Below are 25,759 nucleotides of genomic sequence, written 5' to 3'. Positions count from 1 at the left end.
AATCTACGGAAATGATTCTTCTCTGGCGTTTAATATTCGTTAAACGAAAGGGATTTACAGTGTCATCAAAAGCAGCTCGATACGTTTGGGGTTAACTATGGATCAATTTTTGCCTTTCTCTCGTCCGGCCATCGGCGATGAAGAAATCGCCGCGGTAGAGAAAGTGTTGCGCTCCGGTTGGATCACCACCGGGCCGCAAAACCAGCAACTGGAAAGTGACTTCTGTTCCACCTTCGGCTGCAAGCACGCCATCGCCGTCAGTTCCGCCACCGCGGGCATGCACATCACGTTGATGGCGCTCGGCATCGGCCCCGGCGATGAAGTCATCACCCCTTCGCAAACCTGGGTCTCCACCCTCAACATGATCGAGCTGCTGGGCGCCACGCCGGTGATGATCGACGTTGACCGTGATACGCTGATGGTCAGCGCCGCCGATGTCGAGGCTGCCATCACCCCGAATACCAAAGCGATTGTTCCGGTGCATTACGCCGGTGCTCCCCTGCAGATGGATGCGCTGCGCGCCGTGGCCGAAAGCCATGGTCTGCCTTTGATCGAAGACGCCGCCCACGCGGTCGGCACGCGCTACAACGGCGAATGGGTCGGCGCACGCGGCACGGCGATTTTCTCTTTCCATGCGATTAAAAACGTGACCTGCGCCGAAGGCGGCCTGATCGCCACCGACGACGATGCGCTGGCGGATCGCCTGCGTTGCCTGAAGTTCCACGGCCTGGCCGTCGATGCCTTCGATCGCCAGCAGCTTGGCCGCAAACCGCAGGCTGAAGTGGTGGAGCCGGGTTACAAGTACAACCTGTCCGACATTCACGCTGCGATCGCCGTGGTGCAGCTGTCGCGCTTCGCTGAGCTGAACGCGCGCCGTAAGGTACTGGCACAGCGCTACCTGAACGCGTTGGAAGGCTCGCCGTTCCAACCGTTGGGCGTGCCGGATTACCCGCATGACCACGCCTGGCACCTGTTTATGGTCCGTGTCGATCCTGAGCGTTGCGGCATCGATCGCGACCAGCTGATGGAGCGCCTGAAAGAAGTTGGCGTCGGCACCGGGTTGCATTTCCGCGCCGCGCACACCCAGAAATTCTATCGTGAGCGTTATCCGCAGCTTTCTTTGCCGAATACCGAATGGAACTCGGCGCGGCTGTGCACCTTACCGCTATTCCCTGACATGACCGACGCCGACGTGGATCGCGTGGTCAATGCCTTGTCTTCTGTTGTGGAGTCTTTACGTGTCTCGCGTTGAACCGATTAAAAAAGTGTCGGTAGTTATCCCGGTATACAACGAGCAGGAAAGCCTGCCGGCGTTGCTGGAGCGGACTACTGCCGCCTGTAAGCAGTTATCTCAACCTTATGAAATCATCCTCGTCGACGATGGCAGCAGCGACAACTCCGCCGACATGCTGACCGCGGCGGCGGAAAAGCCGGGCAGCCACGTGATCGCCGTCTTGCTGAACCGCAACTATGGCCAGCATTCGGCCATTATGGCCGGTTTCAATCAGGTGACCGGCGATCTGGTGATTACGCTGGACGCCGATCTGCAGAACCCGCCGGAGGAGATCCCACGGTTGGTCAGCGTCGCGGAAGAGGGTTATGACGTGGTGGGCACCGTGCGCGCCAACCGTCAGGATTCCTGGTTCCGCAAAAGTGCCTCGCGCGTGATCAACATGATGATTCAACGCGCCACCGGCAAGTCGATGGGGGACTACGGCTGCATGCTGCGCGCCTACCGCCGTCATATCGTTGAAGCGATGCTGCACTGTCATGAGCGCAGCACCTTTATCCCGATTCTGGCGAACACCTTCGCCCGTCGCACGACTGAGATCGACGTGCGTCACGCCGAGCGCGAGTTTGGCGACTCCAAGTACAGCCTGATGAAGCTGATCAACCTGATGTACGACTTGATCACCTGCCTGACCACCACGCCGCTGCGTTTGCTCAGCGTGGTCGGCAGCATCGTGGCGCTGTCCGGGTTTGTGCTGGCACTGGTGCTGATTGCGCTACGTCTGCTGCTCGGCCCTGAATGGGCCGCCGGCGGCGTGTTCACCCTTTTTGCCGTCCTGTTCACCTTTATCGGCGCCCAGTTTGTCGGCATGGGGCTGCTGGGTGAATACATCGGCCGCATCTATACCGACGTGCGTGCGCGTCCTCGCTATTTTGTTCAGAAAGTGGTCGGTGCACAGCAGGACCACAATACTCAGGAAGAAGAATGATGAAAGCTATTGTATTTGCTTACCATGATATTGGCTGCGCAGGTCTGAAAGCGCTGACTGAGGCGGGTTATGACGTGCAGGCCGTATTCACGCACACCGACGACCCTGGTGAGAACAACTTCTTCTCCTCCGTGGCCCGTTTGGGCGCCGAATTGGATCTGCCGGTCTATGCGCCGGAAGACGTAAATCACCCGCTGTGGGTTGACCGCATCCGCGCACTGCAGCCGGACGTGATCTTCTCGTTCTACTACCGTCACATGCTGAGCGACGAGATCTTGTCGCTGGCGCCGCAGGGCGGTTTCAACCTGCACGGTTCGCTGCTGCCGCACTACCGTGGCCGCGCCCCGGTGAACTGGGCGCTGGTGAACGGCGAAACCGAAACCGGCGCCACGCTGCACAAGATGGTGAAACGCCCGGACGCCGGCGACATCGTGGGTCAGCAGAAAGTGACCATCGCAGACAACGACACCGCGCTGACGCTGCACAAAAAAGTGCTGGAAGCCGCGCAGGTCGTGTTGAAAGAGCAACTGCCGAAGCTGAAGAACGGCACCGCCACCTTCACCAAGCAAGATGAGTCTCAGGCCAGCTACTTCGGTCGCCGCACCCCGGCGGACGGCGAGATCCTGTGGCACAAATCCGCCAAAGAGATCAACAACCTGGTGCGCGCCGTCACCGAGCCGTACCCGGGTGCCTTCAGCTACCTCGGCCAGCGCAAGCTGATCGTCTGGCGCTCTCGCGTGCTGGATACCCAACACGATAAGCAGCCGGGCACCGTACTGAGCACCTCGCCGCTGGTTATCGCCTGCGGCGAAGGCGCGCTGGAGATCGTTGCCGGTCAGAACGACAGCGGCCTGTACGTGCAGGGCAGCCGCTTGGCGCAGGAAATGGGCATCGTCACCGACGTGCGTCTGGCCGCCAAGCCGAATGCCGTGATGAAGCGCCGCACCCGCGTGCTGATCCTCGGGGTCAACGGCTTCATCGGCAACCACCTGACCGAACGCCTGCTGCGCGACGATCGCTACGACATCTACGGCCTGGATATTGGTTCCGACGCCATCAGCCGCTTCCTCGATAACCCGCGTTTCCACTTCGTGGAAGGTGACATCAGCATCCACTCCGAGTGGATCGAGTATCACATCAAGAAATGCGATGTGGTGCTGCCGCTGGTGGCGATCGCGACGCCGATCGAATACACCCGTAACCCGCTGCGCGTGTTCGAGCTGGACTTCGAAGAGAACCTGAAGATCGTTCGCGACTGCGTGAAATACAACAAGCGCATCATCTTCCCGTCCACTTCCGAAGTGTACGGCATGTGCGACGACAAAGAGTTCGACGAAGACCATTCGCGCCTGATCGTCGGGCCAATCAACAAACAGCGCTGGATCTACTCGGTCTCCAAACAGCTGCTGGATCGGGTGATCTGGGCTTACGGCGCCAAAGAAGGCCTGAAGTTCACGCTGTTCCGTCCGTTCAACTGGATGGGGCCGCGCCTGGATAACCTGGACGCTGCGCGTATCGGCTCTTCCCGTGCCATCACCCAGCTGATCCTCAACCTGGTGGAGGGTTCACCGATCAAACTGATGGACGGCGGCGCGCAGAAACGTTGCTTCACCGACATCAACGACGGCATCGAAGCGCTGTTCCGCATCATCGAGAACCGCGACGGCCTGTGCGATGGCCAGATCGTCAACATCGGCAACCCGACCAACGAAGCGAGCATTCGCGAGCTGGCGGAAATGCTGCTGGAAAGCTTCAACCACCACCCGTTGCGCGACCGCTTCCCGCCGTTTGCCGGTTTCAAGGACGTGGAGAGCAGCAGCTACTACGGTAAAGGTTACCAGGACGTTGAGCACCGCACGCCGAGCATCAAGAACGCTCATCGCCTGCTGGGCTGGCAGCCGACCATCGAGATGAAGCAAACCGTCGCCGATACGCTGGACTACTTCCTGCGCACTACCGTTCAGGAAGGGAACGGTGCATGAAGAAAGTCGGTCTGCGGGTTGATGTAGATACCTTCAGCGGCACCCGTGAAGGGGTGCCGCAGTTGCTGGAGCTGTTCGAAAAGTACGACATTCAGGCCAGCTTCTTCTTCAGCGTGGGACCGGACAACATGGGGCGCCATCTTTGGCGCCTTTTGCGTCCGAAATTTCTGTGGAAAATGCTGCGTTCGAACGCCGCTTCGCTGTACGGCCTGGATATTCTGCTGGCCGGCACCGCCTGGCCGGGGCGCAATATTTCACGGGCGTTGGGGCCGCTGATGAAGCGCACCGCCGAAGCCGGCCATGAAGTCGGGCTGCACGCCTGGGATCACCAGGGGTGGCAGGCCAAGGTCGGCAAGTGGAGCGACGCCCAGCTGACCGAACAGGTACAGCTGGGCGTCGACGCCCTGAGCGCCAGCACCGGCCAGCCGGTGAAATGCTCCGCCGTGGCGGGCTGGCGTGCCGATACGCGCGTGCTGGAGGTCAAGCAACGCTTCGGCTTCCATTACAACAGCGATTGCCGCGGCACCCATCCGTTCCGTCCGGTGCTGAGCGACGGGCGTCACGGCACGGTGCAGATCCCGGTGACGTTGCCGACCTTCGACGAAGTGATTGGTAGCGAAGTCAGTATGGCCGACTTCAACGACTACATTCTGCGCGCCATCGAGAACGATCGCGGCGTGCCGGTGTACACCATTCACACCGAAGTGGAAGGCATGTCGCAGGCGGCGATGTTCGAACAGTTATTGCAACGCGCACAGCGGCAGGGCATCGAATTCTGTCCGCTGAGCGCGCTGTTACCGCAAGATTTGGCGTCACTGCCGTTGGGCCGCATCAAGCGCGCTCCTTTCCCCGGCCGCGAAGGTTGGCTGGGCTGTCAAACCGATGTGAAGGACGTTACATGAAGGCGCTAAAAGGATCCTGGGCCATTCTGCTGGCCGTTTTTTTTGCTCTGGTTTACCTGATCCCGCTTAACGGCCGCCTGCTGTGGCAGCCGGATGAGACGCGTTATGCCGAGATCAGCCGTGAAATGCTGCAGCGCGGCGATTGGGTTGTGCCGCACCTGCTGGGGCTGCGCTACTTCGAAAAGCCGGTGGCGGGTTACTGGTTCAATAACATCAGCCAGTGGCTGTTCGGCGAAAACAACTTTGCGGTGCGCTTCGGCTCGGTGTTCAGCACCGGCATGACCGCACTGCTGGTGTTTGCGCTGGCGATGCTGATGTGGCGCAATGCGCGCCGCGCCAGCCTGGCGGCGCTGATATTCCTGTCGATGGTGCTGGTGTTCAGCATCGGCACCTACAGCGTGCTGGATCCGATGATCTCGCTGTGGCTGGCGGCGGCGATGGTCAGCTACTACCTGACGCTGAAAGCCACCTCGGTCAAAGGCAAGCTGGGCGCCTACGCGCTGCTGGGCCTGGCCTGCGGCATGGGCTTTATGACCAAGGGCTTCCTGGCGCTGGCGGTGCCGGTGATCGCGGTGATCCCGATCGTCATTCAGCAACGCCGCATCAAGGAGCTGCTGTGCTATGGCCCGGTGGCGATCGTGACCGCTACGCTGCTCAGCCTGCCGTGGGCGCTGGCGATCGCGCAACGAGAACCCGACTTCTGGAATTATTTCTTCTGGGTCGAGCATATTCAGCGTTTCGCCGAAGATAATGCCCAGCACAAGGAACCGTTCTGGTATTACCTGCCGGTCCTGCTGGCGGCGGTGCTGCCGTGGCTGGCGCTGCTGCCCGGTGCGCTGCTTAAAGGTTGGCGCGAACGCGTGCAGCGCCCGGAGCTGTTCTTCCTGCTGAGCTGGGCGCTGATGCCGCTGATCTTCTTCAGCATCGCCAAAGGCAAGCTACCGACTTACATTCTGCCGTGCATGGCGCCGTTGGCGCTGCTGATGACCGCCTATGCGGAAGATTACGCGGCCACGCTGCGCGCTCGGCTGTTCAAGGCCAACGCCTGGCTGAACGGCCTGTTCGGGGGGATCGGTATCGTAGCGCTGGTGGTGTTGAGCTCCGGTCTGCTGCCGAAAGCGCATCTGTTTACTCCGCAGGAGTGGCCGAAGGTGGTGCTCGGCCTGATCGCCTTCGGCGGCTGGCTGCTGTTCGCACTGGTTTCCGTGCGCGATAACGGCCGCCAATGGCGCTGGGCGGCGGCTTGTCCGGTGCTGCTGTGCCTGGTGATCGGTTACGCCATCCCGCAACAGGTGACCGATTCCAAGCTGCCGCAAAACTTCGCCCGCGCCACGATGGCCGAACTGAGCGACAGCCGCTATGTGTTGAGCGACAGCGTCGGGCTCGCGGCCGGCCTGGCCTGGGAGCTGAAGCGCAGCGACGTGCTGATGTACAGCCAGAAAGGCGAGGTGGCCTATGGTCTGGAGTATCCGGACGCCAAGGGCCACCTGATCAGCGACGCCGACTTCCCGCAGTGGCTGGCGCAGGCACGCAAGCAGGGGAACGTGTCGCTGGTGCTGCAGCTGTCCCGTGGCGAAGCGCTGCCGCAGGAACTGCCTGCCGCAGACAAGGTGGATCGCATGAACCGCCTGGTGCTGATGTGGTATAAACAGCAACCATGATCGGTTTTCTGTTGGTGATAGTGGTCAGCCTGCTCACCTGTGGTGGGCAGCTGTGCCAGAAACAGGCGGCGCACTGTTGGGAACGGGCGGACGAGGCGCGGCTGAAACAGACGCTGCGCTGGCTGGCGCTGGCGGTGCTGCTGCTGGGGCTGGGCATGGCGGTGTGGCTCAATGTGCTGCAACGCCTGCCGCTCAGCCTGGCTTACCCGATGCTCAGCCTGAACTTCGTGATGGTGACGCTGGCGGCGCGCTGGCTGTTTCATGAGCCGACGACCGCTCGCCACTGGTGCGGCGTGGCGTCGATTATGCTGGGGATCCTGCTGATGAGCGTGCATTCATGAAGGGCTATGCCTGGGGCGCCGCCAGCGTCCTGTTGGTGACGCTGGCGCAGTTGCTGATGAAGTGGGGCATGGTGCAGATCCCGCTGATGTCGTTCGCCGATGTCTCGTTGGCGTTGATCGGCAATGACTGGCTACCGCTGCTGGCGGTGGGCGGCGGCATCTTTGGCTATGCGCTGTCGATGCTGTGTTGGTTCTTTGCGCTGCGCCACCTGCCTTTAAACCGCGCTTATCCTCTGCTGAGCGTCAGCTACGCGCTGGTCTATCTGGCGGCGGTGATCCTGCCGTGGTTTAACGAGTCCGCTACGCTGCTGAAAACGTTGGGCACGCTGTTTATTCTGTTCGGCGTGTGGCTGATTAACAGCAAATCCGAGACAAAATCGCCGGAATAGGGTCAAAACCGGCGATCCTGCTATTATCTCCCTCATGGCGCTTGCCTTTTTCCCCGTGCGGGAGATAAATTAACGCCAAATAGCGCTCTCCTTACGTGGTGCCGGCTTTGCCTCGCAGGCGGTGTGGTGGTGTACCGGATGGCATAATGCGGCAACGTGTTCAATGAAGGGATATTATGCGGATGCGTGTGTGGTTTTTATTAGCCAGTTTGATCCTCGCCGGTTGCAGCAGCCATGCGCCGCCGCCCAGCGGCCGCCTGGCGGATTCTATCGTGGTGGTGGCCCAACTCAATGAACAACTGCGCCAGTGGTACGGCACGCCATACCGTTACGGCGGCCTGGATCGCGGCGGTGTAGATTGCTCCGGCTTTGTTTACCGCACGTTCCGCGATCGCTTCGACATGCAACTGCCGCGTTCGACCGAAGAACAAACCTCACTGGGCACCAAGGTATCGCGCGATGAGCTGATGCCGGGCGATCTGGTGTTTTTCAAAACCGGCGGCGGTGAGAACGGCCTGCACGTCGGCATTTACGACACCAACGACCAATTTATCCACGCGTCGACCAGCCGCGGGGTGATCCGCTCCTCGCTCGATAACGTCTATTGGAAGCGGGTGTACTGGCAGGCGCGACGCATTTAGCCTTAACCCGTTGATTTGGTGTATCATGGCGGCATCTCGTGTTTTGAACGGTGCCTGCCATGAACAGCCTGCGTTTACTGATCTCCGACTCCTACGATCCCTGGTTCAACCTGGCGGTGGAAGAGTGCATCTTCCGCGAAATGACCACGCAAAAAATTCTCTTCCTGTGGCGCAATGCCGAAACGGTGGTGATTGGCCAGTCGCAGAACCCCTGGAAAGAGTGCAATACCCGGCGCATGGAGCAGGACGGCATTCGGCTGGCGCGGCGCAGCAGCGGCGGCGGGGCGGTATTTCACGACCTGGGCAATACCTGCTTCACCTTTATGGCCGGCAAACCGGGTTACGACAAAAGCGTCTCGACCGACATCATTCTGCAGGCGCTGCGCCAGCTGGGCGTGACGGCCGGCGCGTCGGGGCGCAACGATCTGGTGATGGAAACCGCCGACGGGCCGCGCAAAATATCCGGTTCGGCCTATCGAGAAACGCAGGATCGCGGCTTCCATCACGGCACGCTGCTGCTGAACGCCGATCTGGAACGGTTGGCGGACTACCTCAATCCGGATCCCAAAAAGCTGCAGGCCAAGGGGATTACCTCAGTGCGTTCGCGCGTCGCCAATCTGGCGGAGTTTTTGCCAGGCATCAGCCATGAACAGGTATGCGATGCCATCGTGCAGGCCTTCTTCGCCCACTATGGCGAGACGGCTGAGCCGGAGATCATTTCGCCGGACGTGTTCCCCGATCTGCCCGATTTTGCCGCGCAGTTTGCCAAACAGAGCAGTTGGGAATGGAATTTTGGCAAGGCGCCGGCGTTCAGCCACTTGCTTAACGAGCGTTTCGTCTGGGGCGGCGTAGACCTGTTCTTCGATGTGGAGAAGGGGGTGATTGTTCGCGCGCAGGTGTTCACCGACAGCCTTAATCCCGCTCCGCTGCAGCGGTTGGCGGACATGCTGGTGGGCTGCGCGTACCGCAGTGAGCCCGTCGCCGCCTGCTGTGACCGACTGATGGAAGAGTATCCTCAGCAGGCGGCCGAATTAGCCGAGTTGCGGCAATGGCTGAGCGAAACGATCCGTTAGCGGAGGCCTGGTGATGAAGGGATGAGCGTGCTCATCCCTTTTTTTATCACTGAAATCGGCGTTTAGCAGGGGCGTAGCGCAGATTTTCTGAAAATCAAGATGGGCACTTTTTTACGTTTTCAATGCCGAGAATAACGGGCGGAATTGATGCGTTATTAAATTTAATCAGTCGTCGTTAACGGCGGGAAAAATCGGCGTTAAGAAGGAAAGATTATTTTACTTTATTTAAGATTTTTCTTAAATAAAACAAAGGAGATAAGTCAAATTTAGCGGCCAATCCATTCCACTTAAGCCAAATACCTTTTCACATAACGCGTTTGGCGGCCGCTATGGCATAAGTCAGGCTGCTTTTCTTTGCGCCTTTCACGATTGTCGTATAGCTTTAATCTATCAATTAAATGATATTTCATGGGTATTTACATTGATATTTCCGATTAATCCCAGAGGGATTGATCGATAAAATATATTGATATACGATGATACGCTAGCCATTCATCCTGTGGCATTAAAATGAACATCCAACTCGAAGCTGACTTTATTAGTAGCTATGTTTTTCAACCTGTTTACTCAATGGAGGGCGGGCTGCTGGCGGTGGAAATGTTGAGCCGTTTCAACAGTCTCGATGGTGATTTGGCCATGCCGGCCGAAATTGGGATTAATTTATTGACGCCTGAACAAAGGATTGAGTTATTTAATGAGCAATTGAAACTTGCGGAGCAGCATGCGGCTTGGTTTACCGGTAACAACGTGCAGTTGACCATCAATATCGAAGAAACCATCGTTGAGCTTATTCTTTCCGATTCGGCGTTGTGCCAACGGATCGGGCAATATCCTTTTATTGCATTTGAAATGAGTGAGAGTTTTCCGAATCTTTCGGCCGGGAAGAACAACCCGAGCGTGCGGCGATTAAGCGAAATGTTTACGCTGTGGCTCGATGATTTCGGTTCCGGTAAGGCTACGTTGACCGCGCTGTACGATGGTTTGTTTGACTACGTAAAGATAGACAAGCGTTTTTACTGGCAGCTGTTTACCCATCAGGGGTATGACGTGGTCATAGACTCGTTGTTAAAGAATATCAACCTGTTATGTAAAGGCGTGATCGTCGGAGGAATAGAGAAAAAAGAGTACTTTAATAAACTCAGATACGCCGGTGTTTTAGGCCTGCAAGGTTTTTTATGGCCCAGCGTTGGTGTGGATAATCTGCAAGCTTTGCTGACGATGCCCAGCGAGTTCAATAATTAAGAAGTGATATAAAAAACTACACACAATGAGGTAAATAATGCGCGGGGTGAGGTTACCGTGATTCCGTCGCCGTTATTCGCCATCGTTTTATGCTGATAACTGCGTTTGTCAGCCGACGTTAAACCGCGTTTCTACCGCCAGGCGGAAACGCCAAACTCCCTGCATCCGTCCTGACGACAGGCGGATGCGTTCTCCCTGCATTCCTTCGGTGTTAATCCGCCCGTGCACGCTCTACACTACGCTGAAACGGAGGGCCTATGCCGCAATTCGATAACGCTTACTACCAACAATTACCCGGTTTCTACACCGCCTTGAACCCGACGCCGCTCAAGGATGCGCGCCTGCTGTACCACAGCGAGCCGCTGGCGCGCGAACTGGGGCTGGACGAAAGCTGGTTTACCGAGGATAAGACCCCGATTTGGGCGGGAGAAACGCTGCTGCCGGGCATGCAGCCGTTGGCACAAGTGTACAGTGGCCATCAGTTTGGCGTGTGGGCAGGGCAACTGGGCGATGGCCGCGGCATTTTACTGGGCGAACAGGTCATGGCGGATGGCAGCCACCGCGATTGGCACCTGAAGGGCGCCGGGCTGACGCCATATTCACGCATGGGGGATGGCCGCGCGGTGCTGCGTTCGGTGATCCGCGAGTTTCTGGCCTCCGAGGCGCTGCACCATCTGGGGATCCCCACCACCCGAGCGTTGACCATCGTCACTAGCCAACAACCGGTATATCGCGAGCAGCCGGAGCGCGGCGCCATGCTGATGCGGGTGGCGGAAAGCCATGTGCGCTTCGGCCACTTCGAACACTTTTATTACCGTAAACAGCCGGAGCAGGTGCGGCAGCTGGCGGATTTCGTCATCGCCCGTCACTGGCCGCAACTGCAGGATCAGACCGAGCGCTACCTGTTGTGGTTTACCGACGTGGTCGAACGCACGGCGCGCCTGATCGCTCATTGGCAAACCGTCGGTTTCGCCCACGGCGTGATGAACACCGACAACATGTCGATTCTCGGTGTGACCATCGATTACGGCCCTTATGGCTTCCTTGACGACTACCAGCCCGGCTATATCTGCAACCACTCCGACCATCAGGGGCGTTACGCCTTTGACAATCAGCCGGCGGTGGCGCTGTGGAACCTGCATCGCCTGGCACAAACCCTGTCTGGGCTGATGACCACCGAACAGCTGCAGCAGGCGCTGGCGGCGTATGAGCCGGCGCTGATGCGCGCCTACGGCGAACAGATGCGCGCCAAACTCGGCTTCTTCACGCCGACGGCGCAGGATAATGACGTGCTCACCGGTCTGTTGAGCCTGATGGCGCAGGAAGGGCGGGACTATACCCGCACGTTCCGCCTGTTGAGCGAAACCGAACAGCAACAGGCGCAGTCGCCGCTGCGCGACGAGTTTATCGACCGCGCGGCGTTCGACGCCTGGTATCAGCAGTATCGTCAGCGTTTGCAGCAGGAGCAGGTGAGCGATGCGGAGCGGCAACGGGCGATGAAGGCGGTGAACCCGCGGCTGATCCTGCGCAACTATCTGGCGCAGCAGGCGATTGAGGACGCGGAGAAAGACGACGTGGGCCGTTTGCAGCGGTTGCATCAGGCCCTGCTGCGGCCGTTCGACGAGGCGCCGGAGTATGACGATCTCGCCGCGCTGCCGCCGGACTGGGGCAAACATCTGGAGATTTCCTGCTCCAGCTGAGATGAAAAAAGGGCGCTTAATGGCGCCCTTGACGTTATTGCCGCAGGTAGACCTGCGGCAGCGACACTTCGGGATGATGCACCACGCCGAGATCGGCCTGATACCAGCGGGTGAGGATCTCCGTTTGCAACACGTCCTGCGGCGTGCCGCTCGCCACCAGGCGCCCCTGATGCAGCAGCAGGATCCTATCGGCGTACAGCGCGGCCAGATTGAGGTCGTGCAACACGCAGCAGACGCCCAGCGGCTGTTGGCGCGTCAGCGAGCGCAGCAGGCGCAGGGTATGCTGCTGGTGATACAGATCCAGCGCCGAGGTCGGTTCATCGAGGAACAGCCAGGCGGGAGACGGTTGCGGTTGCCACAGCTGCGCCAACACCCGCGCCAGCTGCACCCGCTGCTGTTCGCCGCCGGACAGTTGGCGGTAGTCGCGCTGCGCCAGCGCCAGGCAGTCGGTTTGCGCCATCACCTGTTGGATTGCCTGATGCTCGTCGCGTTTGCCGTGCGGCGATCGCCCCATGCTGACCACTTCTTCCACGCTGAAAGGAAACGCCAGATCGCTGTATTGACGCATCACGGCCCGGACTTTGGCCAACTGCTGCGGCGCCCAGTGTTCCAGCGGGCGGTCCAGCAGCCGACATTCGCCGCAGTCCGGCGTTAAATAGCCGGTCAGCAATCGCAGCAGCGTCGATTTTCCGGCGCCGTTAGGGCCGATAATCGCCACCATTTCACCGCCGGCAAGGCTGAGCGAAACGTCGTTGATCAACCGGCGCGTACCGAGGCTGTAACGCAGCTCCCGGGCTGTCAGGCAGGCGGCGTTATCCACCGGCTCGCTCCCGCTGGCGCATCACCAGCCACAAGAAATAGGGACCGCCGATCAGGCTGGTCATCAACCCCACCGGCATTTCGGCCGGCGCCACCAGCGTGCGCGCCAGCGTATCGCTGACCAGCAACAGGCAGGCGCCGCCCAGCGCGGAGCAGGGCAGCAGCCAGCGGTGATCGCCGCCGAGACGCATGCGCACCAGATGTGGCACCACCAGACCGACGAAGCCGATCACGCCACTCATCGCTACCGCCGCACCGATCAGCAGGGCACTCAGCAACAGCAGCTGCAGTTTGGCGCGCTGGACGTTAACCCCGAGGTAGTGGGCCTCTTCGTCCCCCAGCTGCAACAGGTTCAGCCGGCGCGCCTGCAGCAGCGTCAGCAGCGCCGCAGGCAGGATCAGCGAGGCGGAAACCGCCAGCGTCGGCCACTGCGACTGACTGAGGCTGCCCATCATCCACAGCGAGAACTGGCGCAGCTGTTGATCGCTGCTGACGTAGGAGAGCACGCCGATGGCCGCCATGCACAGGGCGTTGATGGCGATGCCCGCCAGCAGCAGCCGCGACAGATTGCCGTGCCCGCTGCGGCTGATGCCGTAGATCAATAGCGACACCAGCAGGCTGCCGAGGAACGCCGCCAGCATATGGCCGTACAGCGCGATCGTCACCGGCAACGCCAGCGGCATCACGATGAACAGCGCGACAAACAGCGCGCCGCCGCTGCTGATGCCCAGCAGGCTCGGATCCGCCAGCGGGTTGCGGAACAGCCCCTGCATCACGGCGCCGGACACCGCCAGCGCGCAGCCGATCACCACCGCCAGCAGCACGCGCGGCAGGCGGATGTTCAACCAGATGTGCCAGGCGGCGTCGCTGAAAGGTTCGCGCCACAGGGTGCGAAACGACAGCGTCAGCGCGCCCAGATTGGCGGCGACCAGCGCCAGCAGCGTCAGCAGCACCAGCAGACCGATGATGGCCAACTGAGGCGAGGTGCGACAGCGCATTACTTTTGCTCCGCCGCGTGGCGCAGTTTGGCCAGCGCCGCCGGCGTTTCCAGACCGAAGCCCAGCAGCGCCATGTCATCGACGATCAGCACGCGGCGCTGCTTGCCCGCCGGCGTCAACGCCAGGCCCGGCAGCGTCCACAGCTGCTGTTCGCCGCCGAGGGTGCGTACGCCGTCGGTGGTGACCAGCAACAGATCCGGCGCGCTGGCGATGACGCCTTCCTGCGACAGCGGGCGGTAGCGGTCAAAGCCCTGCATGGCGTTTTTCAGGCCGGCGGCGGCGATCACTGCGTCGGCGGCGGTGTGTTGGCCGGCGGCCATCGGCGTAATGCCGCCGTGGCTCATCACGAACAACACCTTGACCGGCAGCGGGGAGGTATCGACCGCCGCCAGCTGTTGTTGATAGCGTTCGCTCAGCTGTTTGCCTTGCTCAACGCGTTGCAACGCGGCGGCGATCGTAGCGATTTTCTGCGGCACCGCCTGCAGGGTGGTGTCACCCGGCACGCTGACCACTTTGACGCCGCTGTCCGCCAGCTGTTTGAGCACCAGCGCCGGTTGTGCCAGCTCGGTCGTCAGCACCAGCGTCGGCTTCAGCGCCAAAATGCCTTCGGCATTCAGCTGGCGCATATAGCCGACGTCCGGCAGCTTTTTCACCGCTTCCGGATGCAGACTGGTGCTGTCGCGGGCGATCACCTCGTCGCCGGCGCCGAGCGCGAAGGCGATTTCCGTCACGTCGCCGCCGATCGAGACGATGCGCTGCGCCGCCGCCGCGGTGAGCGGCAGCGCCAGCGACATCATCAACGCCAGGCGGCGGATCAAGGAAGATTTCATGCGGCGATGTCCTTGGCGGCGAGCGCGGCAACCTGCTCGCGCCACTGGGTTTGTTCCGGCTGGCCTTCGGTACGCTGGCCATACAGCTGCGCGATCTGCGTGCCGTCGGCGGCGAACAGCTCCAGGCTGGTGACGATGCCGTCCTTGGTCGGTTTGCGGGTGATCCAGCTTTCGGCGATGGCGTCTTCGATCAGGTGCAGCGTGAAGCGACGGTTGAACACGTTGATCCAGCCTTCCTGCGGCATCAAACGTTCGATCTGGCCGGTGAAGATCTGCACGCAACCGCGGTTGCCGACGAAGATCATGATCTCGTTTTGCTGCTGCTGCGCCGCTTCCAGCAGCTGTGACAGCGCGCTGTTGTCCACCTGGTAGGCCAGATCGTCGCCGACGGCGCGGAACGCCTGCTGGCGGGTCAGCTTGTTGCGGCTCAGCAGCTGGAAGAACTGGTGAACGTCGGTCATCGCGCGCCACTCACCGTCGATTTTGGCATGATCCTGCGTCGTTTCATCCGCGGTGCTCGCCTCGGCGGGCTGCAGCGCCAGCGCCGGGTTTTCTTCGCTCAGGTGGCGCTCCACCAGTGCCATCCAGGCCGGCAGATCGGTTTCTTCGGTGGTGTAGACCTTGTGCAGCGCATCGCCCTGTTGGTCGAAGAACTGGATGCTGTGGCGCACGCCGCGCTTGTTGGTTTCGCTCATGGCGAAAACGCTGGTCCAGTGGTTGAGGAACAGGCGCAGATCCAGCTCGCGCGGGTTGAGGATCAGCCCGGCGTGGCCGTTGAGGTGCTGGTTGCGGTAGCGGCCCATCTGCTCATGCACCGCATAGCTGTTGCGGGTGATGGACTTGGTGACGCCGACCTGCTCAAGCTGGGTCAGCAGGGTGCGCGCGTCGGCCTGCAGGCGGCGAGTGTCGTGGCCGACGCGGGCGTGCGTCAGCTCCGCTTCGCTGACGCCGAGGATCGCCGCCAGATCGCGGGCGTATTTGCCGGGGTGATCGATTTTAGCCTGTTGGTAGCGTTCGTATAGGGTATTGCTCATGCGGGATTCTCCTGCGCTGTAATGCGAACGGCGGACAACCGGGTTGTCCGCCAGATAGTCAAATGATTACCACTGGTAGCTGACCAGCAGTTTGGCGTTGCGGCCATCCTGCGGGACGCCCTGCGGCGAGTAATATTCTTTGTCGAAGGCGTTGCCCAGCACCACGGTGGTGGTCATGCCCTGCAGCCGATCGCGGCCCTTGTAGCTCAGATAGAAGTCGTTGACGCCATAGCCGGCTTGTTCGGCAGTGCCGGTCTCTACGCGCGTCGCGCGTTCGGTAAAGGTGGCGACCCAGCCGGCAGACAGACCGGTTTCGCCCAGTGGCACGTCCAGCGAGCTGGTGACGGTGTCTGGATTGATGCTGCTTAACCAGTCACCGGTCGTTTCATTTTTGCCACGGGTACGGTTATAAGCCAAATCCCAGCCGAACCATGGTGTTTTATAGCTGAGCGTAGCGTCCCATCCCCAGATTTTGGCGCGATCGATATTGGTCGAGAATGTGGTGCAACTGATGCAATAAGGACCCCGCGGACCGCGACCCAGTTCCATCGTGACATCGGTGGTGATGTAGTCCTTGGCTTTGGTATCGAAATAGCTGGCTTTGAACTGCAGGCTATCATCGGCCAGCATCAAATCATCGAAACGCAGACCAAACCCGTACTCTTGGGTTTCGTTGGTTTCCGGTTTCAAATTCGGGTTAGGCACCCAATAGTTGGTGATGGTGGTTGGTCCCATTGGAATTGAGAAGTGCTTGGCGTCGTTGTACATCTCACCCATCGTCGGCGCGCGGAACGCCTGAGAATAGGAGCCGAACAGCATCAGCCAGTCGGTAGGCGTAATACTGACCGCACCGCGAGAGGACCATTTGTCCGCATCCACATCGGCATAGCCGTCGCTTGAGCCTTTGTAATTGTCATACCGGGTGCCGGCGAGCAGAGTGACAGGCAGATCGCGCAGCGTGATTTCATCCTGCAGCCAGCCTGAAGCGAAATTGATTTTTGCTTGTGGGAAACTTTCGGTAGCGCCGCCCGGTGTTTGTTCCTGTTTGTAGGCCTCGGTGCCGTAGGTCAGCAGGTGCGAGGCGAAAGTATCCGCAAACAGGCGCGTTCGGTTTTCGAGTTTGGCGCCTTTCGTGGTTTGTTTGCGTGCTTCATCTTCACTGCCATTGGCGTGAGCGTTAATTTTCACGTCTGAATAATACACTTTCGCTTCCGCATCCAGCCAATCTTGGCCGGCTGGTTTCAGTTTGTAACTCAGTGCCGCGTCGCGTTGAATCGTCGAACGATCGGTCATTAAGTTTCCACTGGAGCTGGCTGGCGTTTGCGGGTTTTTCGGCTCCTGCGCGTTGTTATTGTAGTAACGAAGATTGCCACTCAGCGACTGATTGTCGTCGATTTTCCAGGTGCCTTTGGCCAGCACGTTGCTGATGGTTTCGTCGTTTGGCGCATCGAAGCCGTTGCCCTGACGCAGATTGCCGACGTCGCGGGTGCCGAAAGACAGCAGGCCGTCGAGGTTATCGGTCTTGCCATAGGCGCTGGCGCCCATGCCCAGGCTGTGATCGCCGCTGCCGGCGGTGCCGTAGACGCGGAACCCGCGATCGTGGCCCGGCAGCAGCAGATCGGCGGCATCGACGGTCTCATAAGACACTACACCACCCAACGCGCCGCTCCCGTACAGCAACGCGGAGGGGCCGCGCACGACTTCAATGCGTTTCACTAACGCAGGATCCAAAAATGTGCCGTTAATATGGCCGGTATCGGTCCCCTGGCGGATGCCGTCGACCAGCGTCAGCACGCCGCGTCGGTCGTAACCGCGCATCATGAGATCCTGCCCATTGCTGCGCCCGGAACCCGTGACGGTAATGCCCGGCACGCGGCGCAGCATATCGGCGGCGGTGCCTGCAGTTTGGCTTTCCGGCGAGTTGCCTTCGATGACCGTGACCATCATCGGCGCTTCAAAGCTGCTGCGCTGGTTGCCGGTGGCGACCACGGTCATGGTCTCGTCGGCGGCTTTGGCTTTTTTAGCCGGCGCCGCGTTGGAAGAGGATGTTGTGCTGGTGTTTTGTGCCAAGGCCACCGTAGGCAGAGCGCAGGCAATCGCCAGACTCAAAGCGGAAAAACGCAGCCGGGTGGAAAATGTCAGAGGCATGGTGCAACTCTCCGTATGTAATAAAACATATCAATAGATTTGCTGGCTGCCTGGATCAAAAGATCGGGGTGGCTGGCGTTTGAGGGTTCTGTGTTTATTTGGTCAGGATCAATTTCCCGGCTTTGGTCTGCCGCAGCTGATAGCGCTGGCCCTGATGGGTAATGAACGCGATGCCGTCGGCGCCGAGCAGCTGTGCGCTGTCGTAGCTGGGCGGCGCGTTTGCGCTGTGCTCGGTCGGGGCCGCGGCGGCGGGGGTAGGCGTGTTGGCAGTATCCATCATCATTGTGCTTATAAAACAGACCATTAAATGGTAATTAATATCAAACTGAGAATCATTATCATGTGAAGGAAAGGTTACATCAAGGAAAATTTTCTTACCGATGGAACCTTTTTGTCGAACGGACATCCGGCGGCGGGCCGAGCGCACTCGGCCCGTAAAAAAGGGGCGTTACTTCAGCAGGGTTTCGATGCGGTCAAACAGACGTTCGGGTTTGGTGATCGGCGCAAAGCGCGTGACGCGCTGGCCGTCGGCGGTGAGCAGGAACTTGGTGAAATTCCATTTGATGCGGCGGCTGCCCAGAATGCCGGGTGCCAGGTGTTTCAGCTCATTGAATAGCGGGTGTGCGCCAGGGCCATTAACGTCTATCTTGCTGAACAGCGGGAAACTGACGCCGTAGTTGAGGCTGCAAAAGTTGGCGATCTCCAGCGGGCTGCCCGGCTCCTGAGAACCGAACTGGTTGCAGGGGAAGCCGAGCACCACCAGGCCGCGTTCGCGATAGTATTGCCACAAATTTTCCAGTCCGCGGTACTGCGGGGTAAAGCCGCACTTGCTGGCGGTGTTGACCACCAGATAAGCGCGCGCTGGGAAATCGCCCAGCGTTTTTTGCTCGCCCTGCAGCGTGACGCAGGGAATGGATAACAGAGAGTGAATCATGCCGGGGCTCCAGGTGCGTTTCGGCGGGTGTTAAAACGTTGCAATCAGTATAGATGAGCGGGGCGGGAGGGATAAAGCCGGGACGTGGCCCCGGCCTCTAGTGCGTCAGAAACGGCTATCGACCGCATCCGCCAGCATCGCCAGCAGCTGCTCACTGTCGGACCAACTCAGGCAAGGATCGGTGATCGACTGGCCATAGGTCAGCGGCTGGCCGGCGACGATTTTCTGCGTGCCTTCCACCAGGAAGCTTTCCGCCATCACGCCGGTGATGGCGGCGGAGCCGGCGCGGATCTGTTGGCAGACGTTGTCGGCCACTTCCAGCTGTCGGCGGTGCATCTTCTGGCAGTTGCCGTGGCTGAAGTCGATCACCAGGTGCTCCGGCAGATCGAACTCGCGCAGGCTGTCGCAAGCGGCGGCGATGTCGCTGGCGTGGTAGTTCGGCGTTTTGCCGCCGCGCATGATGATGTGGCCGTACGGGTTGCCGCTGGTCTGGTAGATGGTCATCTGGCCATGTTTGTCCGGAGACAGGAACATGTGCCCGGCGCGCGCCGCGCGAATGGCGTCGATGGCGATGCGGGTGTTGCCGTCGGTGCCGTTTTTGAATCCGACCGGGCAGGACAGCGCCGAGGCCATTTCACGGTGGATCTGGCTTTCGGTGGTGCGCGCGCCGATGGCGCCCCAGCTGATCAGATCGGCGATGTATTGGCCGACCACCATGTCCAGGAATTCGGTGGCGGTCGGCAGGCCGAGCTGGTTCACTTCCAGCAGCAGGCGGCGCGCCATTTCGATGCCGCGGTTGACCTGGAAGGTGCCGTCCAACGCTGGATCGGAGATCAGGCCTTTCCAGCCGACGACGGTACGCGGTTTTTCGAAATAGGTGCGCATCACGATCTCCAGGCGATCCTGGTAGCGTTCGCGCAGGGCGTTCAGCCGGCCGGCGTAATCGACGGCGGCGTCGAGATCGTGGATGGAGCAAGGGCCGATCACCACCAGCAGGCGGCGGTCTTCACCGGTGAGAATTTTTTCAATGCGTTTACGTGACGCCGTCACGTTATCGGCGATGGCCGCCGAGATCGGCAGCGTGTCCGCCAACGCTTGCGGCGTGACGAGGCTGTCGATGCGCGCGGTCCGCAGTTCATCTGTTTTGTACATGTTGTTCCCTGGAAACTGTTCTTCTCTGCGGCAGGAGTGCCGGGAAGTGATGGCGATCACAATAACGCAAAAAGCGCTGAATTCAACCGTAGAGATTGTGTTCTGTTGATCAAAGCCGCGAAAAAAAGCACAAAAAAATCAGCTGTTGCTGAAATAAACGGCAGGCGGCGGGGCACGGCGGCCCCGCGAGGAAAAGAGAGGAAAAGATCAGAACATGCGGCGGCTCATGCCGAGGATGTCGAGGATTTTGGTGGAGATTTCTTCGACCGAATAGTTGGTGGTATTAAGGTAGCGGATCTGATTTTTGCGGAACAGCGCCTCAACCTCGGCGATCTCCATGCGGCACTGGCGCAGTGAAGCGTAACGGCTGTTTTCACGCCGTTCTTCGCGGATCGCCGCCAGGCGCTCCGGATCGATGGTCAGGCCGAATAATTTATGCTGAAACGGTTTCAGCGAGGCCGGCAGGTGCAAATTGTCCATATCGTCGGCGATAAACGGGTAGTTGGCGGCGCGGATGCCAAACTGCATCGCCAAATAAAGGCTGGTGGGGGTTTTGCCGCAGCGCGACACGCCGAGCAGGATCACCTGCGCCTGATCGAGGTTGCGCAGTGAAATGCCGTCGTCATGCGCCAGGGTATAGTCGATGGCGGCAATGCGCGCGTCGTACTTGCCGAGGTTGCTGGCGGTCAGACCGTGGGTACGGTTCGGCACCGGCGTCGGCTCCACTTCCAGCTCACCCTGCAGCGGGCCGACCAGCGCCTGCACGATATCCTGACAGAAGCCCTGGCTCTGCACGATCACATCGCGCACTTCCGGCGAGATGATGGAGTAAAACACCAGCGGACGCACGCCGGTTTCATTATAGATATCATCGATTTGTTGGCGTACTGCGCGAGCGCGCGCCTCGGTTTCGACAAATGGCAAGGTGTACGTGGTCGCCGTGACCGGGAACTGCGACAGCACCGCGTGCCCCAACACTTCGGCGGTGATCGCCGTACCATCCGAAATATAAAAAACGCTTCTTTCCACCCGAGGCTCCTTACCTGAAAACGGTGTTCCTGCTGTCATCACTGTCAATATCATGGGCCGCGGACGATCCGTCGGTAAAGGGGCGAGGGGAAAAATTGTGACGGCGAGGCGGTAAAGTGCGTTGCGGCGGCGCGTGAAGAAAAGCGCGTTTTGCCGGCGATAAAAATCGTGGCGCAGCGACGCTTTTCGAACCGAAACGCAAACTTGCCGCTATTTTCACCAAAAACGGTAGCGTTTGCGTGGTCATTGAAACAGAAGTTTAAAAAGAACGTAATTTGTTGAGAACTAAGCTTTTCGTGCGATTGGGAACGGTTCCCATGCAAATCAGCCGGTTAGGACATTCTCTTAAAAACCACTTTCTTCAGTGGGTTGATCGATTCACCTTTCCATTTTCCCCAGATCAGTGTGCTAGTCTGATTCGGTTCCGTGTTAGCGGCGCCGTAAAGCAAGCGAATTAAATCCGTCTTTACCCTACTGATAGCAATAAGGATTGTCTCGATGTCCAACAATGGCCCAGACTTGCGTAATGTGCTTTGGTACAACCAGCTTGGCATGCACGACGTTGACCGTGTCGGCGGCAAAAACGCCTCCCTCGGTGAAATGATCACCAATCTTTCCGATTTGGGCGTGGCCGTGCCAAACGGTTTTGCCACCACCGCACAGGCGTTTAATGATTTCCTCGAACAAAGCGGTGTTAACCAGCGCATCTATCAGCTACTGGATCAGACCGACGTTGACGACGTTGCACAACTGGCCAAGGCCGGCGCTCAGATCCGCCAATGGGTGATCGACACGCCGTTCCACGCCGAGTTCGAACGTGAAATTCATCAGGCTTACCAACAGCTCGCCGACGGCGAACCGGAAGCCTCTTTTGCGGTGCGCTCCTCCGCCACGGCGGAAGACATGCCGGACGCGTCCTTTGCCGGCCAGCAGGAAACCTTCCTCAATGTGCAGGGCATCGATGCCGTGATGGTGGCGATCAAGCACGTGTTCGCGTCGTTGTTTAACGACCGCGCCATCTCTTATCGGGTGCACCAGGGTTACGACCACCGCGGCGTGGCGCTGTCGGCGGGCGTACAGCGCATGGTGCGCTCCGATCTGGCCTCCTCGGGCGTGATGTTCACCATCGACACCGAGTCCGGCTTTGATCAGGTGGTATTCATCACCTCCGCCTTCGGCCTGGGTGAAATGGTGGTGCAGGGCGCGGTGAACCCGGATGAGTTCTACGTGCACAAACCGACGCTGCAAAACGGCAAGCCGGCGATCGTGCGCCGTAACCTGGGCTCGAAAAAGATCCGCATGGTGTACGCACCGTCGCAGGATCACGGCAAGCAGGTGCGCATCGAAGACGTGCCGGAAGCGCAGCGCAGCCGTTTCTCGCTGACGGATGACGAAGTGCAGGCGCTGGCGCAGCAGGCGATCCTGATCGAAAAACATTACGGTCGCCCGATGGATATCGAGTGGGCGAAAGACGGCCATACCGGCAAGCTGCTGATCGTGCAGGCGCGCCCGGAAACCGTGCGCTCCAACGAGCAGACCATGGAGCGCTACCAGCTGAACGGCACCAGCCCGGTGCTGGTGGAAGGCCGCGCCATCGGCCACCGTATCGGCGCCGGTCCGGTGAAAGTGATCCACGACATCAGCGAAATGGATCGCATCCTGCCGGGCGACGTGCTGGTGACCGACATGACCGACCCGGATTGGGAACCGATCATGAAGAAAGCCGCCGCGATCGTCACCAACCGCGGCGGGCGCACCTGTCACGCGGCGATCATTGCCCGTGAGCTGGGCATTCCGGCGGTGGTGGGCTGCGGCCACGCCACCGACGTGCTGAAAGATGGCCAGAAAGTCACCGTCTCCTGCGCGGAAGGCGATACCGGCTTCGTTTACAGCGATATGCTGGACTTCAGCGTGCAGAGCTCCGAAGTGACCGAGCTGCCGGATCTGCCGCTGAAGATCATGATGAATGTCGGCAACCCGGATCGCGCCTTCGACTTCGCACGCTTGCCGAACGAAGGCGTGGGCCTGGCGCGGCTGGAATTTATCATTAACCGCATGATCGGCGTGCACCCGCGCGCGCTGCTTGAGTTCGACCAGCAGACGCCGGCGCTGCAAAACGAAATTCGCGCGTTGATGCAGGGTTACGATCACCCGGTCGAGTTCTACGTCGGCCGTCTGACCGAGGGCATCGCGACACTGGGCGCCGCCTTCTGGCCGAAGCGCGTGATCGTGCGCCTGTCCGACTTTAAATCCAACGAGTACGCCAACCTGGTGGGCGGTGACAAGTATGAACCGCACGAAGAGAACCCGATGCTGGGCTTCCGCGGCGCCGGCCGTTACGTGGCCGACAGCTTCCGCGATTGCTTCGCGCTGGAGTGCGAGGCGGTGAAACGCGTGCGTAACGAAATGGGGCTGACCAACGTCGAAATCATGGTGCCGTTCGTGCGCACCGTGGCGCAGGCGGAAGCGGTGGTGGCCGAGCTGGCGCGTCAGGGGCTGAAGCGCGGCGAAAACGGGCTGAAAGTGATCATGATGTGCGAGATCCCGTCCAATGCGCTGTTGGCGGATCAGTTCCTCGAGCACTTCGACGGCTTCTCCATCGGTTCCAACGACATGACCCAGCTGGCATTGGGGCTGGATCGCGATTCCGGCGTGGTGTCGGAGCTGTTCGACGAACGCAACGAGGCGGTGAAAGCGCTGCTGTCGATGGCGATTCAGGCGGCCAAGCGCCACGGCAAATACGTCGGCATCTGCGGCCAGGGCCCATCCGACCACGAAGACTTCGCCGAGTGGCTGATGGAGCAGGGCATCGACAGCCTGTCGCTCAATCCGGACACCGTGGTGCAGACCTGGATCAATTTGTCGAAAAAGAAATAATGTCTCGTCCTCGCTGAGGCATTAACGTCGGGCCGCAGTTAACGCTGCGGCCTTTTTATTTCTGAATGTAAATAACGGCGCGTAAAATAATCAATTCGGCGAAAAAAGAATAAAAAAAAGCCCACCGTAGGAGATGGGCAAAGACTACACACAGCAATTCACATGTATGGCATTACATTGTTCAGAAAGGTTGCTTTAAAATCAGTGATTTGAAGCAATAGATGGCCATAATACTAGATTTTTGAACGCGACTAGTCATTAAGAATCATCCTAATCGATAGCGGCATCACATTTTATTTGCGGGAGTTATCTCTTTTTGCCGTTTGCAACAAACAGGGATTTACATTGCACCTTTCATTCGCTGTACCGTAATCAATATATGGCGGCATTATATTTGGCGGAGATATTACTCGAATGAGGTAGGAATAATGACCGGAGTGAAATGTTCCGCCCGGCGGTGCGGGCGGAAGAGGGGAATCAGCGTTTTTCCAGATCTTCGATGACTTGCTCCGGCGCGGTGGTCGGCTCCGGCGCTTCATCCATCCAGGCGGTCAGCAGGCGATAAGATACCGCCAATACCACCGGGCCGATGAACAGGCCAATCATGCCGAAGGCCAGCAAACCGCCGATAACGCCGGACAGGATCAGCAGCAGCGGCAGATCGGCGCCCATGCGGATCAGCACCGGGCGCAGCACGTTATCCAGCGTGGCTACCACGCAGCTCCAGACCAGCAGCACTGTGCCCCAGGTGGTGTCGCCGTGCCAGTACAGCCAGATGATAGCCGGCACCAGCACCAACAGCGGCCCCAATTGCGCCACGCAGCAGATAAAGATCAGCATCGTCAGCAGAGTGGCGGCCGGAATGCCGCTCACCGCCAGACCGATGCCGCCCAGCACCGACTGCACCAACGCCGTCACCACCACGCCCAGCGCGACGGCGCGGATCGCCTGGCCGCCCAGCAGCACCGCCGCATCGCCGCGTTTGGAGCCGAGGCGCACCGCAAAGTGACGGATACCCAGCGCCACCTGCTCGCCGCGCGCATACAACAAGGCGCTGAACAGCAGCATCAGCGCGCAGTGCAGCAGCAGACGGCCGATATGCGCCGCCTGCGCCACGAACCAGGTGGCGGTCTGGCCGAAGTACGGTTGCACCTTCGCCAGCAGTGCGGCGCCGCCGGCGTTAACCAGCGTGTGGTAGCTGGTATAGAGCCTGTCACCGATCATCGGCACGGACTGTAGCCAGGCGAGATCGGGAATATGCAGCTTGCCTGGCGAACTGGCCCAGGCGATCAGCGGCGCGCTGTTATCCACCACGCTGCTGATCAGCAGGGAAATCGGCAGAATGAACAGCAGGATCAGCAGCAGGGTCATGACCAACACCGCCAGCGAGCGGCGGCCCCACAGCAGTTTTTGCAGTTTGAGCAGCAGCGGCCAAGTGGCGATCACCACCATGCCCGCCCAGGCGAAGCCGAGAATAAACGGTTGGATCACCCAAAAACAGGCGACGATCATGATGGCGATAAACAGCACGCCGAAAATAATTCGCGGTAAGTCGTAACGCGATTGCGGGAGTGGCATCAGTGGCTTCTCATCCTGGTCAATTAAATCCCTGGCACCGGCGAATCGGGTGCCTGTCGGTCGGTTTATCACCGCCGGTCGGCCGCCTGTGGCGGCGCTCGCGGGGCGGTAATAATGTGAATGCCTTCACTAAACGAGTATGTTAGTTTTTAGTATCACTAAAAAATAGGGTGGGTCTGAATTAAAGGCCCGATTCAGCGTACATCAGCG

The 25,759-nt window shown here is 59.7% G+C and carries 22 protein-coding genes and 1 other RNA gene; 12 read left to right on the top strand and 11 right to left on the bottom strand.

The window, feature by feature from the left end:
• Positions 1 to 97: 97 nt before the first annotated feature.
• From arnB to ACYF6X_RS09510, 11 genes are all read left to right on the top strand, one after another.
• Entirely contained in the window at positions 98 to 1,252 is a 1,155-nt protein-coding gene (gene arnB / locus ACYF6X_RS09560) for a UDP-4-amino-4-deoxy-L-arabinose aminotransferase (RefSeq protein WP_130017978.1), read from the top strand.
• Positions 1,239 to 2,219, top strand: coding sequence for an undecaprenyl-phosphate 4-deoxy-4-formamido-L-arabinose transferase (arnC, locus tag ACYF6X_RS09555; protein WP_063989690.1), 981 nt, complete (start codon positions 1,239 to 1,241; stop codon positions 2,217 to 2,219). The genes arnB and arnC overlap by 14 nt, the downstream gene beginning before the upstream one ends.
• A complete protein-coding gene (gene arnA / locus ACYF6X_RS09550; protein WP_130018045.1) occupies positions 2,219 to 4,201 on the top strand; it encodes a bifunctional UDP-4-amino-4-deoxy-L-arabinose formyltransferase/UDP-glucuronic acid oxidase ArnA in 1,983 nt (660 codons plus the stop codon). Before arnC ends, arnA begins: the two co-directional genes overlap by 1 nt.
• Positions 4,198 to 5,103 carry a 4-deoxy-4-formamido-L-arabinose-phosphoundecaprenol deformylase gene (gene arnD / locus ACYF6X_RS09545; protein ID WP_130017979.1) on the top strand — a complete coding sequence of 302 codons (906 nt, stop codon included), beginning with the start codon at positions 4,198 to 4,200 and terminating at the stop codon, positions 5,101 to 5,103. Before arnA ends, arnD begins: the two co-directional genes overlap by 4 nt.
• Positions 5,100 to 6,764 carry a lipid IV(A) 4-amino-4-deoxy-L-arabinosyltransferase gene (gene arnT / locus ACYF6X_RS09540; protein ID WP_130017980.1) on the top strand — a complete coding sequence of 555 codons (1,665 nt, stop codon included), beginning with the start codon at positions 5,100 to 5,102 and terminating at the stop codon, positions 6,762 to 6,764. The genes arnD and arnT overlap by 4 nt, the downstream gene beginning before the upstream one ends.
• Positions 6,761 to 7,105, top strand: a complete 345-nt coding sequence (arnE, locus tag ACYF6X_RS09535) for a 4-amino-4-deoxy-L-arabinose-phosphoundecaprenol flippase subunit ArnE (RefSeq protein ID WP_033642887.1) — start codon at positions 6,761 to 6,763, stop codon at positions 7,103 to 7,105. The genes arnT and arnE overlap by 4 nt, the downstream gene beginning before the upstream one ends.
• Positions 7,102 to 7,494, top strand: a complete 393-nt coding sequence (gene arnF, locus ACYF6X_RS09530; RefSeq protein ID WP_130017981.1) for a 4-amino-4-deoxy-L-arabinose-phosphoundecaprenol flippase subunit ArnF — start codon at positions 7,102 to 7,104, stop codon at positions 7,492 to 7,494. The genes arnE and arnF overlap by 4 nt, the downstream gene beginning before the upstream one ends.
• Before the next feature lie 176 nt (positions 7,495 to 7,670).
• Positions 7,671 to 8,135, top strand: coding sequence for an NlpC/P60 family protein (locus ACYF6X_RS09525; RefSeq protein WP_016927954.1), 465 nt, complete (start codon positions 7,671 to 7,673; stop codon positions 8,133 to 8,135).
• 59 nt (positions 8,136 to 8,194) lie between these two features.
• Positions 8,195 to 9,208, top strand: a complete 1,014-nt coding sequence (locus ACYF6X_RS09520; protein ID WP_130017982.1) for a lipoate--protein ligase A — start codon at positions 8,195 to 8,197, stop codon at positions 9,206 to 9,208.
• Positions 9,209 to 9,718: 510 nt separating this feature from the next.
• Complete coding sequence (locus ACYF6X_RS09515) at positions 9,719 to 10,450, top strand: EAL domain-containing protein (protein WP_063989695.1); 732 nt, start codon at positions 9,719 to 9,721, stop codon at positions 10,448 to 10,450.
• Between the two features lie 257 nt (positions 10,451 to 10,707).
• Positions 10,708 to 12,150 (top strand): protein adenylyltransferase SelO, encoded by a 1,443-nt coding sequence (locus tag ACYF6X_RS09510; RefSeq protein WP_130017983.1) that lies wholly within the window; start codon positions 10,708 to 10,710, stop codon positions 12,148 to 12,150.
• A gap of 34 nt (positions 12,151 to 12,184) precedes the next feature.
• Here the strand turns inward: ACYF6X_RS09510 and ACYF6X_RS09505 are convergent, their stop codons facing one another.
• The 9 genes from ACYF6X_RS09505 to ppsR form a co-directional block, all read right to left on the bottom strand.
• The gene (locus ACYF6X_RS09505) at positions 12,185 to 12,970 is read right to left on the bottom strand and encodes a heme ABC transporter ATP-binding protein (RefSeq protein ID WP_063989697.1); all 786 of its coding nucleotides are present in this window, start codon (positions 12,968 to 12,970) and stop codon (positions 12,185 to 12,187) included.
• Positions 12,963 to 13,967, bottom strand: coding sequence for a FecCD family ABC transporter permease (locus ACYF6X_RS09500; protein WP_033638351.1), 1,005 nt, complete (start codon positions 13,965 to 13,967; stop codon positions 12,963 to 12,965). The genes ACYF6X_RS09505 and ACYF6X_RS09500 overlap by 8 nt, the downstream gene beginning before the upstream one ends.
• On the bottom strand, positions 13,967 to 14,797 hold the full coding sequence (locus tag ACYF6X_RS09495; protein ID WP_060429961.1) for a heme/hemin ABC transporter substrate-binding protein: 831 nt from the start codon (positions 14,795 to 14,797) through the stop codon (positions 13,967 to 13,969). The genes ACYF6X_RS09500 and ACYF6X_RS09495 overlap by 1 nt, the downstream gene beginning before the upstream one ends.
• Entirely contained in the window at positions 14,794 to 15,831 is a 1,038-nt protein-coding gene (locus ACYF6X_RS09490) for a hemin-degrading factor (protein WP_130017984.1), read from the bottom strand. Before ACYF6X_RS09490 ends, ACYF6X_RS09495 begins: the two co-directional genes overlap by 4 nt.
• Positions 15,832 to 15,897: 66 nt before the next feature.
• Positions 15,898 to 17,979, bottom strand: a complete 2,082-nt coding sequence (locus ACYF6X_RS09485; protein ID WP_063989699.1) for a TonB-dependent hemoglobin/transferrin/lactoferrin family receptor — start codon at positions 17,977 to 17,979, stop codon at positions 15,898 to 15,900.
• Positions 17,980 to 18,073: 94 nt separating this feature from the next.
• Complete coding sequence (hemP, locus tag ACYF6X_RS09480; RefSeq protein ID WP_016927944.1) at positions 18,074 to 18,256, bottom strand: hemin uptake protein HemP; 183 nt, start codon at positions 18,254 to 18,256, stop codon at positions 18,074 to 18,076.
• Between the two features lie 171 nt (positions 18,257 to 18,427).
• Positions 18,428 to 18,913 (bottom strand): glutathione peroxidase, encoded by a 486-nt coding sequence (locus tag ACYF6X_RS09475; protein ID WP_063989700.1) that lies wholly within the window; start codon positions 18,911 to 18,913, stop codon positions 18,428 to 18,430.
• A 105-nt stretch (positions 18,914 to 19,018) separates the two neighbouring features.
• Positions 19,019 to 20,065 carry a 3-deoxy-7-phosphoheptulonate synthase gene (locus ACYF6X_RS09470; RefSeq protein WP_063989701.1) on the bottom strand — a complete coding sequence of 349 codons (1,047 nt, stop codon included), beginning with the start codon at positions 20,063 to 20,065 and terminating at the stop codon, positions 19,019 to 19,021.
• A gap of 207 nt (positions 20,066 to 20,272) precedes the next feature.
• Positions 20,273 to 21,133 carry a posphoenolpyruvate synthetase regulatory kinase/phosphorylase PpsR gene (gene ppsR, locus ACYF6X_RS09465; protein ID WP_049239973.1) on the bottom strand — a complete coding sequence of 287 codons (861 nt, stop codon included), beginning with the start codon at positions 21,131 to 21,133 and terminating at the stop codon, positions 20,273 to 20,275.
• A 459-nt stretch (positions 21,134 to 21,592) separates the two neighbouring features.
• Between ppsR and ppsA the strand changes: the two genes are divergently transcribed.
• The gene (gene ppsA, locus ACYF6X_RS09460) at positions 21,593 to 23,971 is read left to right on the top strand and encodes a phosphoenolpyruvate synthase (protein WP_107226875.1); all 2,379 of its coding nucleotides are present in this window, start codon (positions 21,593 to 21,595) and stop codon (positions 23,969 to 23,971) included.
• 109 nt (positions 23,972 to 24,080) lie between these two features.
• On the opposite strand, the gene rprA is transcribed toward ppsA, so the two are convergent.
• Together rprA and ydiK are read right to left on the bottom strand one after the other, a co-directional pair.
• An RNA gene (gene rprA / locus ACYF6X_RS09455) (antisense sRNA RprA) lies at positions 24,081 to 24,190 on the bottom strand.
• 258 nt (positions 24,191 to 24,448) lie between these two features.
• On the bottom strand, positions 24,449 to 25,549 hold the full coding sequence (ydiK, locus tag ACYF6X_RS09450) for an AI-2E family transporter YdiK (RefSeq protein ID WP_025302642.1): 1,101 nt from the start codon (positions 25,547 to 25,549) through the stop codon (positions 24,449 to 24,451).
• Between the last annotated feature and the right edge of the window lie 210 nt (positions 25,550 to 25,759).

This window comes from Serratia sp. ID 25-353 (assembly GCF_054792795.1).
The sequence above is the reverse complement of the archived record's forward strand: the minus strand, read 5'-3'. Positions and strand labels throughout refer to the sequence as shown.